This is a genomic window from Pseudomonas sp. Xaverov 259 (assembly GCF_019352915.1).
Classification (GTDB): domain Bacteria; phylum Pseudomonadota; class Gammaproteobacteria; order Pseudomonadales; family Pseudomonadaceae; genus Aquipseudomonas.
The window spans coordinates 90,948-104,712 of the sequence record NZ_JAAAFV010000048.1 but is presented as its reverse complement, the minus strand read 5'-3'; the positions used below and the strand labels follow the sequence as shown (position 1 = coordinate 104,712).

Annotated in this window: 14 protein-coding genes; 9 read left to right on the top strand and 5 right to left on the bottom strand. The window is 60.3% G+C overall.

What is annotated here, in order from left to right:
• Positions 1-67 precede the first annotated feature (67 nt).
• Together antB and antA are read right to left on the bottom strand one after the other, a co-directional pair.
• Positions 68-559, bottom strand: a complete 492-nt coding sequence (antB, locus tag K0H48_RS21235; protein WP_219269016.1) for an anthranilate 1,2-dioxygenase small subunit — start codon at positions 557-559, stop codon at positions 68-70.
• Positions 559-1,950, bottom strand: coding sequence for an anthranilate 1,2-dioxygenase large subunit (gene antA, locus K0H48_RS21230; RefSeq protein ID WP_219269015.1), 1,392 nt, complete (start codon positions 1,948-1,950; stop codon positions 559-561). The genes antB and antA overlap by 1 nt, the downstream gene beginning before the upstream one ends.
• Positions 1,951-2,262: 312 nt before the next feature.
• Here antA and K0H48_RS21225 point away from each other — a divergent pair, with 312 nt between their 5' ends.
• Complete coding sequence (locus tag K0H48_RS21225; protein WP_138813856.1) at positions 2,263-3,255, top strand: helix-turn-helix domain-containing protein; 993 nt, start codon at positions 2,263-2,265, stop codon at positions 3,253-3,255.
• A gap of 133 nt (positions 3,256-3,388) precedes the next feature.
• Here K0H48_RS21225 and K0H48_RS21220 read toward each other — a convergent pair whose 3' ends face one another.
• Positions 3,389-4,264 carry a LysR family transcriptional regulator gene (locus tag K0H48_RS21220; RefSeq protein ID WP_219269014.1) on the bottom strand — a complete coding sequence of 292 codons (876 nt, stop codon included), beginning with the start codon at positions 4,262-4,264 and terminating at the stop codon, positions 3,389-3,391.
• 114 nt (positions 4,265-4,378) lie between these two features.
• Here K0H48_RS21220 and K0H48_RS21215 point away from each other — a divergent pair, with 114 nt between their 5' ends.
• The 3 genes from K0H48_RS21215 to catA are packed head-to-tail and all read left to right on the top strand — an operon-like array spanning position 4,379 to position 6,780.
• Positions 4,379-5,506, top strand: coding sequence for a muconate cycloisomerase family protein (locus K0H48_RS21215; RefSeq protein WP_219269013.1), 1,128 nt, complete (start codon positions 4,379-4,381; stop codon positions 5,504-5,506).
• 12 nt (positions 5,507-5,518) lie between these two features.
• Positions 5,519-5,809, top strand: coding sequence for a muconolactone Delta-isomerase (gene catC / locus K0H48_RS21210; protein WP_138813859.1), 291 nt, complete (start codon positions 5,519-5,521; stop codon positions 5,807-5,809).
• Between the two features lie 41 nt (positions 5,810-5,850).
• Positions 5,851-6,780 carry a catechol 1,2-dioxygenase gene (gene catA, locus K0H48_RS21205; protein ID WP_219269012.1) on the top strand — a complete coding sequence of 310 codons (930 nt, stop codon included), beginning with the start codon at positions 5,851-5,853 and terminating at the stop codon, positions 6,778-6,780.
• Between the two features lie 112 nt (positions 6,781-6,892).
• On the opposite strand, the gene K0H48_RS21200 is transcribed toward catA, so the two are convergent.
• Entirely contained in the window at positions 6,893-7,366 is a 474-nt protein-coding gene (locus tag K0H48_RS21200; RefSeq protein WP_123715915.1) for an Lrp/AsnC family transcriptional regulator, read from the bottom strand.
• Between the two features lie 144 nt (positions 7,367-7,510).
• Between K0H48_RS21200 and kynU the strand changes: the two genes are divergently transcribed.
• Entirely contained in the window at positions 7,511-8,761 is a 1,251-nt protein-coding gene (kynU, locus tag K0H48_RS21195; RefSeq protein WP_219269011.1) for a kynureninase, read from the top strand.
• Between the two features lie 164 nt (positions 8,762-8,925).
• Positions 8,926-10,332 (top strand): amino acid permease, encoded by a 1,407-nt coding sequence (locus tag K0H48_RS21190; protein WP_219269010.1) that lies wholly within the window; start codon positions 8,926-8,928, stop codon positions 10,330-10,332.
• On the opposite strand, the gene K0H48_RS21185 is transcribed toward K0H48_RS21190, so the two are convergent.
• On the bottom strand, positions 10,278-11,168 hold the full coding sequence (locus K0H48_RS21185) for a LysR substrate-binding domain-containing protein (RefSeq protein ID WP_219269009.1): 891 nt from the start codon (positions 11,166-11,168) through the stop codon (positions 10,278-10,280). The genes K0H48_RS21190 and K0H48_RS21185 overlap by 55 nt on opposite strands.
• A 190-nt stretch (positions 11,169-11,358) precedes the next feature.
• On the opposite strand from K0H48_RS21185, the gene K0H48_RS21180 reads away from it, so the two are divergent.
• The 3 genes from K0H48_RS21180 to K0H48_RS21170 all read left to right on the top strand — a co-directional run bounded on the left by K0H48_RS21180 (position 11,359) and on the right by K0H48_RS21170 (position 13,765).
• Positions 11,359-12,123, top strand: coding sequence for a sulfite exporter TauE/SafE family protein (locus K0H48_RS21180; protein WP_219269008.1), 765 nt, complete (start codon positions 11,359-11,361; stop codon positions 12,121-12,123).
• A 124-nt stretch (positions 12,124-12,247) separates the two neighbouring features.
• On the top strand, positions 12,248-12,838 hold the full coding sequence (locus K0H48_RS21175) for an NAD(P)H-dependent oxidoreductase (RefSeq protein WP_219269007.1): 591 nt from the start codon (positions 12,248-12,250) through the stop codon (positions 12,836-12,838).
• A 30-nt stretch (positions 12,839-12,868) separates the two neighbouring features.
• Positions 12,869-13,765: a LysR family transcriptional regulator gene (locus tag K0H48_RS21170; RefSeq protein WP_219269006.1), complete on the top strand. Its 897-nt coding sequence runs from the start codon at positions 12,869-12,871 to the stop codon at positions 13,763-13,765.

Below are 13,765 nucleotides of genomic sequence, written 5' to 3'. Positions count from 1 at the left end.
GCCACAACAAGCCAGCTCCCCACAGAGGCCCGCTCGCCACAGAGGTCAGCCAGCCACATGGGCGCAGTCAAAGGTGATAGAAATCCAGCACGGAGTTGATGGTGTCGTTGAGCAACAGTGCGTGCTTGCGGGTGATCAGCCAGCTGTCGCCCTCCGGCTTGAGGTGGTAAGTGGCAGGCCCATAAAACTGCTCTGAGGTGGCCAGGCGATAGAACAGTGTGTGCCAGTTCAGCTTCACCTCCAGCGTGCCGTCTGCCTGCTCGGCGATCCGCACGTTATTGATCAGGTGCAAGGTGCGCGGCATCGGCGTGGCGGACGCCGCCTTGCCGGTGCGCAAACGGAACACGCGGTCTTCCAGGCCCGAACGGTTGGCGTAGTAGATCAGCGACATCTCGCGCTTGGGGTCGCGGGTGTAAACGTGTTCGGAATCCCATTGCGGCAGGTGGAACTCACTCTGCGGGTCGAACAGCTGCACATAGGCGTCCCAGTCCTGGGCGTCGCACAGTTCGGATTTACGGTAGAAGAATTGCTCGATCCGGTACTGCAATTGGGCATCCATCACTTCACCTCCCGCAGTGTCAGCGCTTGCTGGTCCAGGCCCCTGAGCAGAAATTGCTGCCAGTTGCGATGCTGGTTCACATACAGGCCTTCGTGGGTGAATTCGGTGCCGGTCATGGCCGGTTGAATGCCGATGGCTTCGCTGTTCGGCGTTGGGCCGGTTTCCCAGCGATGGCTGCCGCGTGAGATATCGCTCCAGCGCTCCAGGCGGCCCTGGAAACCGCGCTGGGCTTCGCGAAACTCCACCAGGTCATCCGGCGTGCCCATGCCGGAAACGTTGAAGAAATCCTCGAACTGGCGAATGCGGTTTTCGCGGTCGGCGTCCGACTCGTTTTTCACCCCCAGGCACTGGCTGATGATCTCGGTCTTGTTCCACGCCACCGGGCGGATGATGCGCAACTGCGAGCTGATCTGGTCGAGAAAGAACAGGCTCGGGTAGATGTTCAGGTTGCGCAGGCGGTGCATCATCCACTCGGCTTTCTGCTGGCCGTGTTCATCCACCAGGCGCGGCATGATGGTGGCGTAGCCCGAGCGCACGCTGGGGTTGGGCATGTCGCTGAACAACACACTATGGCCGTTGTTGAAGGCGAACCAGCCGTCATCGGTATTCGCGTCACCGGCGCCGAGTTTGCTGTAGTCCAGGGTGCTGGCGGACGCGCTGCCGTTCTCGGTATTCACCTGTTGGCGATGCTGCACCGTGGCCACGTAGTTGTAGTGCACGGTGCTGACGTGATAACCGTCCAGGCCGTTTTCGTTTTGCAGCTTCCAGTTGCCGTCGTAGGTATAGGCGGATTTGCCCGGCAGTACTTCCAGCTCACCGGTGGCCGACTGCGCGACCATCATGTCGAAGAACACTTTGGCGTCACCGAGGAAGTCTTCCAGGCTGTCGCTGCCTTGCACGTTGAGGCTGATGAACACAAAGCCCTTGTAGCTTTCGATACGGGCCTTTTTCAGACCGCGTGTGGCTTTGTCGAAACCTTCCGGGTATTCGCCCGGCGCCTTGACCTTCACCAGCCGGCCGTCGCTCTTGTAGCACCAGGCGTGGAACGGGCAGGTAAAGGTCGATTGGTTGCCCTTGCCGACGCGGGTCAGTGTGGTGCCGCGATGCTGGCAAGCGTTGATCAGCGCATTGAGTTGGCCCTCGCCGTCGCGGGTGATGATCATCGGCTGGCGCCCGGCGCGCATCGTCACGAAGTCGTGGTTGTTGGCCAGCTCGCTTTCGTGGCAGGCGTAGATCCAGTTTTTTTCGAAGATCAGTTCCATCTCCAGATCAAACAGTTCGGGCTCGGTGAACATGTCGCGGGCGATGCGAAACACTTCATCCACCGGCCGAAAGTCCAGGCAACCTTCGATAAACGTTTTCCACTGCTCGACGCTTCTTGCACCACTCATGGGAGGCACCTTTTTTGATAGGGGCTAATCGGTGGGGTATTAGAGGCAGCGGGGCAGGGCGCGGGCTATCCGCTTAATGGGTGAAGGCAGGCCGCAAAGTTGGGCAGCAAATACCCAGTTCAGTGCGCCCAGGTGACGCCATGCGCTACTGTCCTACCAAGGGAAGGTCGCAAATGCCTGCGGCTTATCCACATAGTCGACGGTTGCTATCCACCCCGTTGCATTCAGGTGGGCGTGGCGTAGAACTTGCTGTCGATTGCTAACGACGCGCCGCCAGAGCGCGCAACCGCCTAACCGCCGTGGGTGCCCCTGATGAGTAGCCATACACGCGAAATCCATATTCAACGCTTTGACCTCGAAGGCGCCTGCAGCTGGATGTCCGGCATTTGCGGGCCGCATCGCCTGGCGACATCTACTCCCGAGCGCCTGCGTTTTCACCACAGCGCCAATGTGTTCAAGTCCCGTGCCACCACTTTGGGCGTGATCGAATATGGCACTGACGTGACCATTGATATCGAAGACGCCGAGCACTTCAGCAGCTACAGCCTGAGCCTGCCCTTGGTGGGCGAGCAGGAATTGAGCAAGAACGGCGAGCGCCTGAGTTCCAACCGTGACCAAGGCGTGATTTTGTCGCCCAACGAGCATCAGGTGCTGGCGATATCCGGTGATTGTCGCAAGTTGCAGGTGGTGATTACGCGGGCGGCGATGAGTGAGTCGCTGGAAGGGTTACTGCAACGGCCGATTGAAGCGCCACTGCGTTTTGAATCGGTGATGGATGCGGTGGACGGCGCTTCTGCGTCGTGGTGGCGCATGGCGCGCTACTTTATTGCCGAGCTTGAGTGCAGCAGCGAGTTGTATGAGCAGGCGGCGTTTACGCGTGATCTGGAAAGCTCGTTGATCAAGGGTTTGATCCTGGCCCAGCCGAATAACTATTCAGAAGAATTGCGTGACGTGCTGGGTGTGAAGCTGCCGCATTACCTGATCCGGGCGCGGCAATACATTCATGACAACGCCCGCGAAGCCGTGCATTTAGAGGATCTGGAAGCTGCTGCCGGTGTGTCGCGGTTCAAGCTGTTCGATGCGTTTCGTAAATACTTTGCGCTGTCGCCGATGGCGTATTTGAAGAAGTACCGGCTGGGTGTCGTGCGCCAGGAAATACTCGAGCATGGCTCAATCCGCACCATCTCCGAGATCGCGCTGGGCTGGGGCTTTACCCACTTGGGGCGGTTTTCGGCGGAGTACCGCAAACTATTCGATGAATCCCCCAGCCAAACCCTGCAGCGCAAGCGCCTGCGCAGCCTCTGAAAACAATGAAGATCAAACTGTGGGAGCTGGCTTGCCTGCGATAGCGGTGGACCAGTTAGCATTCTGGTTAACTGACCCACCGCTATCGCAGGCAAGCCAGCTCCCACAGGAGAACTGCGGTGTTTGGAGGGTTTCAGATCAATTCTTCAACCAGTTGCAAACAATGACTCAGCCCTGGCGACTGATCATTCACCCGTCGGCTCAGGATAATCGGCGAGGTCGCAGTGGCTTCCACAATCGGCGTGTAGCCGATATCCGCCCGGTGCAACACCTGCACCGAGGCCGGCACCAGCGTCACGCCCATGCCCGCGCCCACCAGCCCGATCGCCGTCTGCAACTCGTTGGTCCACTGCGCCACCTTGAGGCTCAAACCATGGGCGTCGAACAGCGCAATCACATGGTCGGCATAGCTGGGGCGCGGGTTGCCGGGGTACAGCACAAACGGCTCTGCGGCCAATTGCGCGAGGGTGGCGGGCGCGCCGAGCAGCGGGTGACCGGCGGGCAATACGGCCACCAAGCGATCCTCTACCAGCACGCGCTGGACGATGGCCGGGTCGTCGATGCGAATGCGCCCGAAGCCCACATCAATACGCCCGGCCTTGAGCGCTTCAACCTGCTGCAAGGTGGTCATCTCCGACAAGCCCAATTCCAGCTCCAGCGCCTCATGGTTGCGCAGCCGCCGAATCAATTCCGGCAACACGCCGTACAGGGTCGATGGCGCAAAGCCGATGCCCAGCCAGGTCTTTTCGCCCTGGCCAATGCGTCGAGTGGTGTCGCAAACCTTGGCCAGTTGTTCCAGCAGCACATTGGCGTGCTCATAAAAAAACCGCCCGGCCGCGGTCAGCCGCAACGGTCGGCCGCGTTCCAGCAGAATTACGCCCAGTTCATCTTCCAGTTGCTGGATCTGCCGGCTCAATGGCGGCTGGGCGATGTGCAGGCGAACGGCGGCGCGGGTGAAGTTGAGGGTTTCACCCAGCACCTGGAAATAGCGCAGATGACGCAGTTCCATGACGGCTCCTTTCATACCTTGAGGGTATTGTGCGAGACCCATTCTATATTGGAAGCCTTTAAAAATACGGCACAGAATCGGCTCAAATCTAACAAGAACCCAACGGGTATCGCCATGCCGATTTGCGCCATCGAGTCGATCGAGACCATCATCGTCGACCTCCCCACCCTTCGCCCGCACAAGCTGGCGATGCACACCATGCAAAACCAGACGCTGGTGATCATCCGCCTGCGTTGCACCGACGGCCTCGAAGGCATCGGTGAGTCCACCACCATCGGCGGCCTGAGCTACGGCAACGAGAGCCCGGACAGCATCAAGATCAACATTGACCGCCACTTCGCGCCGCTGCTGATCGGCCAGGACGCGAGCAATGTCAACGCGGCCATGTTGCGCCTGGAGCGCAGCATTCGCGGCAACACCTTTGCCAAATCCGGCATCGAAAGCGCCTTGCTCGATGCGTTGGGCAAACGCCTGAACCTGCCGGTGAGCGAGCTGCTCGGCGGGCGTGTGCGCGATGCCTTGCCGGTGGCCTGGACCTTGGCCAGCGGCAACACCGAACAGGACATCGCCGAGGCCGAAAAGATGCTCGACCTGCGCCGCCATCGCATCTTCAAGTTGAAGATCGGTGCTGGAGAGGCCAGCCGCGACCTGGCCCATGTGATCGCGATCAAAAAAGCCCTGGGCGAGCGCGCCAGCGTACGTGTCGACGTCAACCAGGCCTGGGACGAAGCCGTGGCCCTGCGTGCCTGCAAGGTGCTGGGCGATAACGGTGTAGACCTGATCGAGCAGCCTATTTCGCGCAACAACCGCAGCGGCATGGCCCGGCTCAACCTGTCGAGCCCGGCGCCGATCATGGCCGATGAATCCATCGAGTGTGTGGAGGACGCCTTCAACCTGGCCCGCGAAGGCGCGGCTTCGGTGTTCGCGCTCAAGATCGCCAAAAACGGCGGCCCGCGTGCGGTGTTGCGCACCGCCGCGATTGCCGAAGCGGCGGGCATCGGCCTGTACGGCGGCACCATGCTCGAAGGCGGCATCGGCACATTGGCGTCGGCGCATGCCTTCCTCACCTTGAACACGTTGGTGTGGGGCACCGAACTGTTCGGCCCGCTGCTGCTCACCGAAGACATCCTCAGCGAGCCGCCGGTGTACCGCGATTTTGAGCTGCATGTTTCCACCGCACCGGGCCTGGGCCTGGCCATTGATGAAGAGCGTTTGGCGTTCTTTCGTCGTGACAAACACTAAGAGGCGCCTGCCATGTTGTTCCACGTAAAAATGACCGTGAACCTGCCGCTGGACATGCACCCCGAGCGCGCCGCCACTCTCAAGGCTGAGGAAAAAGCCCTGGCGCAGCGTCTGCAACAAGAGGGTAAATGGCGCCACTTGTGGCGCATCGCCGGGCACTACGCCAACTACAGCGTGTTCGACGTCGACAGCGTGCAAGACCTGCACGACCTGCTGATGCAACTGCCGCTTTTTCCCTACATGGCCATCGAAGTGAACGCCCTGTGCCGGCACCCTTCGTCGATCCATGAGGACGACCGTTAAGCCCGTTTGCACCCAATAATTACAAGATGAGGATTTGCACCATGTCCATCCGACTGTCCCAGACTGCCCATGCCCAGGCGTTTCTCGAAGAAGCCAGCGGCAACCATAACGACGGCGGCAACCCGCGCGCCAAGGCGCTGATCTACCGGATCCTGCGCGATACGGTAAACATCATCGAAGACCTGGAAGTGACCCCGGAAGAGTTCTGGAAGGCGGTCAACTACCTCAACGAATTGGGCAAGCATCAGGAAGCGGGTTTACTGGCTGCCGGTTTGGGCCTGGAGCATTACCTGGACTTGTTGATGGACGCTGCGGATGCAGAGGCCGGCAAATCCGGTGGCACGCCCCGCACCATCGAAGGCCCGCTGTACGTGGCCGGCGCGCCGCTGAGCCAGTACGAAGCGCGGCTGGACGATGGCAAGGACGACGCGGTGCCGCTGTTTATGCGCGGGCAAGTGCGCGGCACCGATGGCAAGCCACTGGCGGGCGCGATTGTGGATGTGTGGCAGGCCAACACGGGTGGCACCTATTCGTGGTTTGACCCAACGCAATCAGAATTCAACCTGCGCCGACGCATTGAGACCGATGCCCAGGGCAACTACCGGTTCCGCAGCATCGTGCCGTCGGGCTATGGCTGCCCGCCGACCGGGCCGACTCAGCAACTGCTCGACCAGTTGGGGCGCCATGGGCAGCGGCCTGCGCATATTCACTTCTTCATCTCGGCGCCGGGGCACCGGCACCTGACCACGCAGATCAACCTGTCGGACGACCCGTACCTGCATGATGATTTTGCCTACGCGACGCGCGATGAATTAATCGCCGAGATTCGCTTTAGTGACGATCAGCAATTGGCGCGGGAGTTTGGGGTGCAAGGGCGGTTTGCGCAGATTGATTTTGACTTTGAGTTGCAGTCGTCTGCTGCGCCGGTAGAGCAAAAGCGCATGCAGCGCGTTCGTGCCCTTGAAGACTGATTAAACGCGGTCAAAAAAATGTGGGAGCTGGCTTGCCTGCGATAGCGGTGGTGGCTGCACTACCGCTATCGCAGGCAAGCCAGCTCCCACAGGGTTTCTGTGGTGTGGCTAGCTATTTGCGGATGACCAAGTCCAACACCTCATCCCGATCCTTGATCTTCTGCAACACAATCTCCGAACGAATATCCATCACTCCGGCCGTGCGGTTCAGGTGGTTCACGATAAAGTCGGAAAAGTGCTTGAGATTCCGCGCCTGCACGCGCAATACATAGTTGCTGGCGCCGGTGATCACATAGGCGCTGGCCACCTCCGGCCAGCCTTGCACCTTCTTGATAAAGGTCTCGTGCCAGTCCTCCACATCCTGGCGCAACGACAGGTGCACGATGGCCTCCAGCTCAATCCCCAGCTGCTCGGCATTCAACACGGCGCGATAGCCGCTGATGATTCCTTCGCTCTCCAGCAGGCGCAAACGGCGCAGGCAGGCGGAGGGCGACAGGGCGACTTTTTCCGCCAGTTCCTGGTTGCTGATGCGCCCATCCAGTTGCAAAAAATGCAGGAGGCGCAGGTCGGTGGCGTCGAGAATCATGCTTAGAATAAATCCGCGTGTTTTGGGGTTAAATTCGAATTTCCTACAGCTTAATTAGCCTGTTACCCATCACTTTGCACGAAAATTCTCTAAAACTTCGTTCATTATTTGGTCCATCCTTACTTACAAAAATCAGGACGCCCCATGACCTCTCGAAGCCACTGCCAAGCCCTCGACGCCCAGGACCCGCTGGCGCCACTGCGTCAGCAGTTCGCCTTGCCCGCAAGTGTGATTTACCTCGACGGCAACTCTCTGGGCGCACGGCCGGTAGCGGCGTTGGAGCGAGCGCAGCAGGTGATCGCCGAGGAGTGGGGCAATGGCTTGATTCGCAGTTGGAACAGCGCTGGTTGGGCGGATTTGTCTCAACGCCTGGGCAACCGCCTGGCACCGCTGATTGGCGCGCGTGACGGTGAAGTGGTGATCACCGATACCACCTCGATAAACCTGTTCAAAGTGCTCAGCGCCGCCTTGAGTGTGCAGCGCCAACGCGAGCCGGCGCGCAAGGTGATTGTCAGCGAGGCGAGTAACTTTCCCACCGATCTGTACATCGCCGAAGGCCTGACCGAGTTGCTGCAACAGGGCTATTCCTTGCGGCTGGTCAACAGCCCGGACGAACTGCCCCAGGCCATCGACCCGGACGTGGCGGTGGTGATGCTCACCCACGTCAATTACAAGACCGGCTACATGTACGACATGCAGGCGCTCACCGCCTTGAGCCACGAATGTGGCGCGCTGAGTATCTGGGACCTGGCGCACTCGGCGGGCGCGGTGCCCATCGATCTGCATCAAGCCAGTGCTGACTATGCGATTGGCTGCACCTACAAATACCTGAATGGCGGGCCAGGCTCGCAGGCGTTCGTGTGGGTCAACCCGGCGTTGGTGGACGTGGTGCGCCAGCCGCTATCGGGTTGGTTTGGCCACACGCGCCAGTTCGCCATGGAAGCTCAATACGCGCCAAGCGCCGGCATCGCGCGCTACCTGTGCGGCACCCAGCCGATCACGTCGTTGGCGATGGTCGAATGTGGCCTGGAGATTTTCGCCCAGACCGACATGGCCAGCCTGCGCAGCAAATCCCTGGCCTTGACCGACCTGTTTATCGCGCTGGTCGAAGCCCGTTGCGCCGCCCACGGCCTGGTGCTGATTACGCCGCGTGAGCATGCCAAGCGCGGTAGCCATGTGAGTTTTGAACACCCTGAAGGTTATGCGGTGATCCAGGCCTTGATCGCCCGTGGCGTGATTGGTGATTACCGCGAGCCGCGCATCATGCGTTTTGGGTTTACGCCGTTGTACACAAGCTTCACCGAGGTATTTGACGCTGTAGAGATCCTGGGCGAAATCCTCGATAACTCCACTTGGGACCAGCCGCAATTCAAAGTGCGCAACAGCGTCACTTAAGGACAACACGAATCAAAAAGTGGGAGCGGGCTTGCTCGCGAATGCAGTGGATCAGCGAGCACATGCATTAACTGACACACCGCATTCGCGAGCAAGCCCGCTCCCACAGGGGATCTGCGTCAATATCCAAACAGTGCAATCACAATAATAAAGGGGCACACCACGTGACCACGCCAGACAACGGCTTTGCAGAGATCACCCATCGCGAACTGGGCCTGAGGCGCCAGCTCACTTCCGGCCAGATGAGCATGATCGCCATCGGTGGCGCCATCGGCACCGGGCTGTTCATGGGCAGCGCCTACGCCATCGGTTATGCCGGGCCGAGTGTGCTGGTGAGTTACGCCATCGGCGCGTTGATCACCTTATTGCTGATGGGCTGCCTGGCGGAGATGACCGTGGCGCACTCCACCTCGGGCTCGTTCGGCGCCTATGCCGAGTTCTACATCAGCCCGCTGGCCGGCTTTCTGGTGCGCTATGCCTACTGGGCGGCGATTGTGCTGGCGGTGGGCGCCGAGGTCACGGCGGTGGCGATGTACATGAAGTACTGGTTCGCCAACGTGCCGGAGTGGGTGTGGATCGTGTCGTTTTCCAGTGTGCTGATTCTGCTCAATGCCATCAGCGTGAAGACCTTCGGCAACTTCGAATACTGGTTTTCGACCATCAAGATCACGGCGATCGTCGGCTTCATCATCCTCGCGGTGTACGTGGTGTTCGGCTCCGGCAACCCTGACTATGGCGTGCAGAACTACACGGCCCACGACGGGTTTTTCCCCCATGGCCTGAGCGGCATGTGGATCGCGGTGATCGTGTCGATCTTCAGCTACCTCAGCGTAGAAATGATCGCCGTGGCCGCCGGTGAAGCCGCCGACCCGGAGCAGGCGGTGAAGAAAGCCTTTCGCGCTACCATTGTGCGGTTGGTGGTGTTTTACCTGCTGACGCTCGCGCTGATGCTCGCCATCGTGCCGTGGAACCAGGCCGGCCAGACCCAGAGCCCGTTTGTCACGGTGATGCAGACCATCGGCATTCCCGGCGCCACCGGGGTGATGAACTTCGTGATCCTGATCGCCGCGTTGTCGGCGATGAACAGCCAGCTCTATATCACCACGCGCATGATGTTCAGCCTGTCCCGCGCGAGGTTTGCACCCAAGTCCATGGGCGCCTTGAGCAAGAGCGGCATCCCGCTGAATGCGTTGCTGCTGTCCAGCTCCGGGATTGCCCTGGCGACCTTGCTGAACCTGGTGTACCCGCAAAGCTCGTTCACCTTGATGATGGCGATTTCGATGTTTGGCGCGATCTTCACCTGGTTCATGATCTTCCTCACGCACCTGTTTTTCCGCCGATATCGCAAGCGCCATGGCGGGCCGAAGTTGTCGTTCCAGCTGCGCCTGTTTCCCTACAGCACGCTGCTGGGGCTGGTGCTGATGGGCGCGGTGATGATCACCACATACTTCACCGAGGCATTCAAGATGACGCTGGTGTTTGGCGTGCCATTCCTGCTGATTCTGTCGGCGGTGTATTACGGTTTTTTCCGCAAGGGCAGGGCCAAGGCGTCGAACAAGGCTTTGGCGTAACCCGGCAACTGCTCGAAGGAGCGGGCGCATAACAGCAGCTTGCGACAGGCCCAATCTTCGCTCAGTGGTTGGGCCTTGATGCGATTTTCCATTGGCCAGCGCTCCAGGGCGGCCTGGGGCACGATACCCAGGCCGGCGCCGCCGGCGACCATGCGGATCAACCCATCAAAACCCTCGGCGCGAATGCGCGTTTGCAGGCGAAAGCCCGCGTGCAGCGCCTGTTCTTCCAGGTACACCGACAGTGCGCTGTGGGCGGTCAGGCCAACGTAATCGTATTGCAGGCTGTCGATGAAGTTCGCCGTCGCCAACGGATGATCCAGGGGCATGATCAGCACCAGCGGGTCATCGCGAAACGCCAGGGTCTGCAAGCCGTGGGTGTCCACCGCATCGGAGATAATCCCCAGGTCTGCTGTGCCCTGGCGCAAGGCTTGGGTAATGCGCAGGCTCGGCAGCTCTTGCAGGTCGATATCGAGGTTGGGGTGTTCGCGCAAAAAGTCCGCCAGCAGCTCCGGCAGGTATTCGCTCAGGGCGGTGGTGTTGCACAGCAGGCGCACCTGGCCTTTGATGCCCTGGGCGTATTCGGCCAAGTCCTGTTGCAGGTGCTCGGCCTGTTGCAACAGCAGCCGGGCGTGGCGGGCCAGGGCTTTGCCGGCGGGTGTTGGGCTGACGCCACGGCGGTTACGTTCAAGTAGCTCGATGCCCAGTGAGGCTTCCATCGCGCGGATGCGCGCGCTGGCCGCCGCCAGGGATAAATGGCTGCGCGCCGCGCCGGCGGTGATGTTGCCGGTGTCGAGGGTGTGCAGGTAGAGGCGCAGGTCGATCAGGTCAAAGTGCATGGCTGGGAGTTCTCGGGTGACTTCACTGGCCTTATCGCAGGCAAGCCAGCTCCCACATTTTGATTTGTGAACACATTCAAGTGTGGGCGCTGGCTTGCCTGCGATGGCGATTTCAGCCTCATGCAAAACAAGAGGCTACCTCAGTATATGGCGAATTTTCGACCTCAACGAAATCCTGCAAAATCACCCCATGACTACCTTCCTGGCGTTCTACCAAAACCTCGGCCCCGCCTTGACCCTGCTGGTAATCGGCACCTTCCTGCTGGCCGGCACCGTCAAGGGCGTGATCGGCCTGGGCCTGCCCACCGTGGCCATGGGCATGCTCGGCCTGGCTATGTTACCGGCGCAGGCTGCCGCTTTACTGATCATCCCCTCCGCAGTCACCAACCTCTGGCAACTGGCCTTCGGCGGACATTTGAGCGCCTTGCTCAAACGCCTATGGCCAATGCTGCTGCTGATTGTCCTCGGCACCGGGCTCGGCACCTTGTGGCTGGGCATGGGCGGCGGGCACTGGGTGGTTCGCGCGTTGGGCGGCGCTTTGCTGGTGTATGCGTTGAGTGGGTTGTTCTTGCCCACCTTCAAGGTGAAGCCTCAAACGGAGCGCTGGCTTGGCCCGTTGTGCGGGCTGGTCACCGGCCTTATCACGTCGGCTACGGGTGTGTTCGTGATTCCGGCCGTGCCCTATCTGCAAGCCCTGGGTTTGAACCGCGATCAGTTGGTGCAGGCGCTGGGACTGGCGTTCACCGCTTCCACGCTGGCGTTGGCCGCTGCGCTGACTTGGCGTGGCACCTTGGGCGGTGGTGAAGTCAGCGCTTCGTTGCTGGCGCTGGTGCCCGCGTTGCTGGGCATGTGGTTGGGCCAGGTGTTGCGCCACCGCATCAGTGCGGTGTTGTTCAAACGGGTATTTTTCGTCGGCATGGCGTTGCTGGGCGGTCACTTGCTGATTGGCGGATAAATCAATAGTCCGTGGGTTATTCGTGCGTTTTGGTCAAATGTATTTTGCCGTATTGCCGCTTATTCCAAGGGTTAAATGTCGATAGCCTGCCGGCAGCCATTTTCAACCCTTTGGAATCCCTCCGATGAAAAAAGTCCTCCTGCTCAACGGCGGCAAAAAATTCGCCCACTCCGACGGCCGCTATAACACCACCTTGCACGACGCCGCCGTGGCCGTGCTCGACCGTGCCGGCATCGACGTCAAAGTCACTCATATCGACGAAGGCTACGACGTGGCCGAAGAAGTCGCCAAGTTCCTCTGGGCCGATGTGATCATCTATCAGATGCCCGGCTGGTGGATGGGCGCGCCGTGGATCGTCAAGAAGTACATCGACGAAGTCTTCACTGAAGGCCACGGCAGCCTGTACGCCAGTGATGGCCGCACCCGTTCCGATGCGTCGCAGAAATACGGCAGCGGCGGCCTGATCCAGGGCAAGCAGTACATGCTTTCCTTGACCTGGAACGCGCCGCAGCAGGCCTTCGACGACCCTACCGACTTCTTCGAAGCCAAAGGCGTGGACGCTGTGTACTTCCCGTTCCACAAGGCCAACGAGTTTCTCGGCATGACCGGCCTGCCGACCTTCCTGTGTGTGGACGTGATGAAACGCCCAGCCATCGAGGCCGATGTGGCGCGCTACGAGCAGCATCTGGCGCAGGTGTTCAATTTCTCGGTGTAAGCTGCCAGCAACCGATAAAGAGGACAGCCTGTGAAAGCCCGATCCGATGAGCTACAGATCTTTGTCAGCGTGATTGAGTGCGGCTCGATTTCGGCGGCTGCGGAGCAGGTCGGGCAGACGCCGTCGGCAGTCAGCCGCACCTTGTCGCGCCTGGAAGCCAAGCTTGACACCACGCTGATCAATCGCACCACGCGGCGCATGGACCTGACCGAAGAGGGCAAGTATTTTTTCGAACAGGCCAAAGTGATCCTGGCGCAGATGGACGAGTTGGAAGAGCGCCTGTCGTCGCGCCAGAAGAACCCGGCCGGGCGCCTGCGCATCAATGCGGCCGTGCCGTTCATGCTGCATGGGATCGTGCCGTACATTGCCGAGTTTCGCCGTCTCTACCCGGATATCCAGCTGGAACTGAACAGCGATGACCTGATCATCGACCTGCTGGAGCAAAGCACCGACATTGCCATCCGCATCGGTGCCCTGGCCGACTCGACCCTGCATGCACGCTCACTGGGCTGCACACCGCTGCACATCCTCGCCAGCCCCGACTACCTCAAACAGTTCGGCACGCCGAAGACGGTGGCCGAGTTGGCCGACCATACACTGCTGGGCTTTACCCAGACCGAAACCCTCAACCACTGGCCGCTGCGTCACGTGGAAGGCGACCGCTGGCTGATCCAGCCGAGCATTGCCGCTTCCAGCGGTGAAACCGTGCGCCAGTTGGCGCTGGAAGGGCAGGGCATTTGCTGCCTGTCGAACTTCATGACCATCGCCGACATCGACGCCGGGCGCCTGGTGCCGGTGCTGGAAGCCTTTAACAGCGGCTATCGCCAGCCGATCCACGCGGTGTTCTACCGTAACTCGCAGTTGGCGCTGCGCATCCAGTGCTTCCTGGATTTCATTCAAACCAAGCTTGCGCGGTATGCCTGCTGA

Bases quoted from the DNA above. Each gene is read 5' to 3' on its own strand.
- K0H48_RS21180 (WP_219269008.1), top strand. From the start codon at position 11,359: ATGACTACCTTCCTGGCGTTCTACCAAAACCTCGGCCCCGCCTTGACC.
- catC (WP_138813859.1), top strand. From the start codon at position 5,519: ATGTTGTTCCACGTAAAAATGACCGTGAACCTGCCGCTGGACATGCAC.
- antB (WP_219269016.1), bottom strand. From the start codon at position 559: ATGGATGCCCAATTGCAGTACCGGATCGAGCAATTCTTCTACCGTAAA.
- catA (WP_219269012.1), top strand. From the start codon at position 5,851: ATGTCCATCCGACTGTCCCAGACTGCCCATGCCCAGGCGTTTCTCGAA.
- K0H48_RS21175 (WP_219269007.1), top strand. From the start codon at position 12,248: ATGAAAAAAGTCCTCCTGCTCAACGGCGGCAAAAAATTCGCCCACTCC.
- K0H48_RS21220 (WP_219269014.1), bottom strand. From the start codon at position 4,264: ATGGAACTGCGTCATCTGCGCTATTTCCAGGTGCTGGGTGAAACCCTC.
- K0H48_RS21225 (WP_138813856.1), top strand. From the start codon at position 2,263: ATGAGTAGCCATACACGCGAAATCCATATTCAACGCTTTGACCTCGAA.
- K0H48_RS21215 (WP_219269013.1), top strand. From the start codon at position 4,379: ATGCCGATTTGCGCCATCGAGTCGATCGAGACCATCATCGTCGACCTC.
- K0H48_RS21185 (WP_219269009.1), bottom strand. From the start codon at position 11,168: ATGCACTTTGACCTGATCGACCTGCGCCTCTACCTGCACACCCTCGAC.
- antA (WP_219269015.1), bottom strand. From the start codon at position 1,950: ATGAGTGGTGCAAGAAGCGTCGAGCAGTGGAAAACGTTTATCGAAGGT.
- kynU (WP_219269011.1), top strand. From the start codon at position 7,511: ATGACCTCTCGAAGCCACTGCCAAGCCCTCGACGCCCAGGACCCGCTG.
- K0H48_RS21200 (WP_123715915.1), bottom strand. From the start codon at position 7,366: ATGATTCTCGACGCCACCGACCTGCGCCTCCTGCATTTTTTGCAACTG.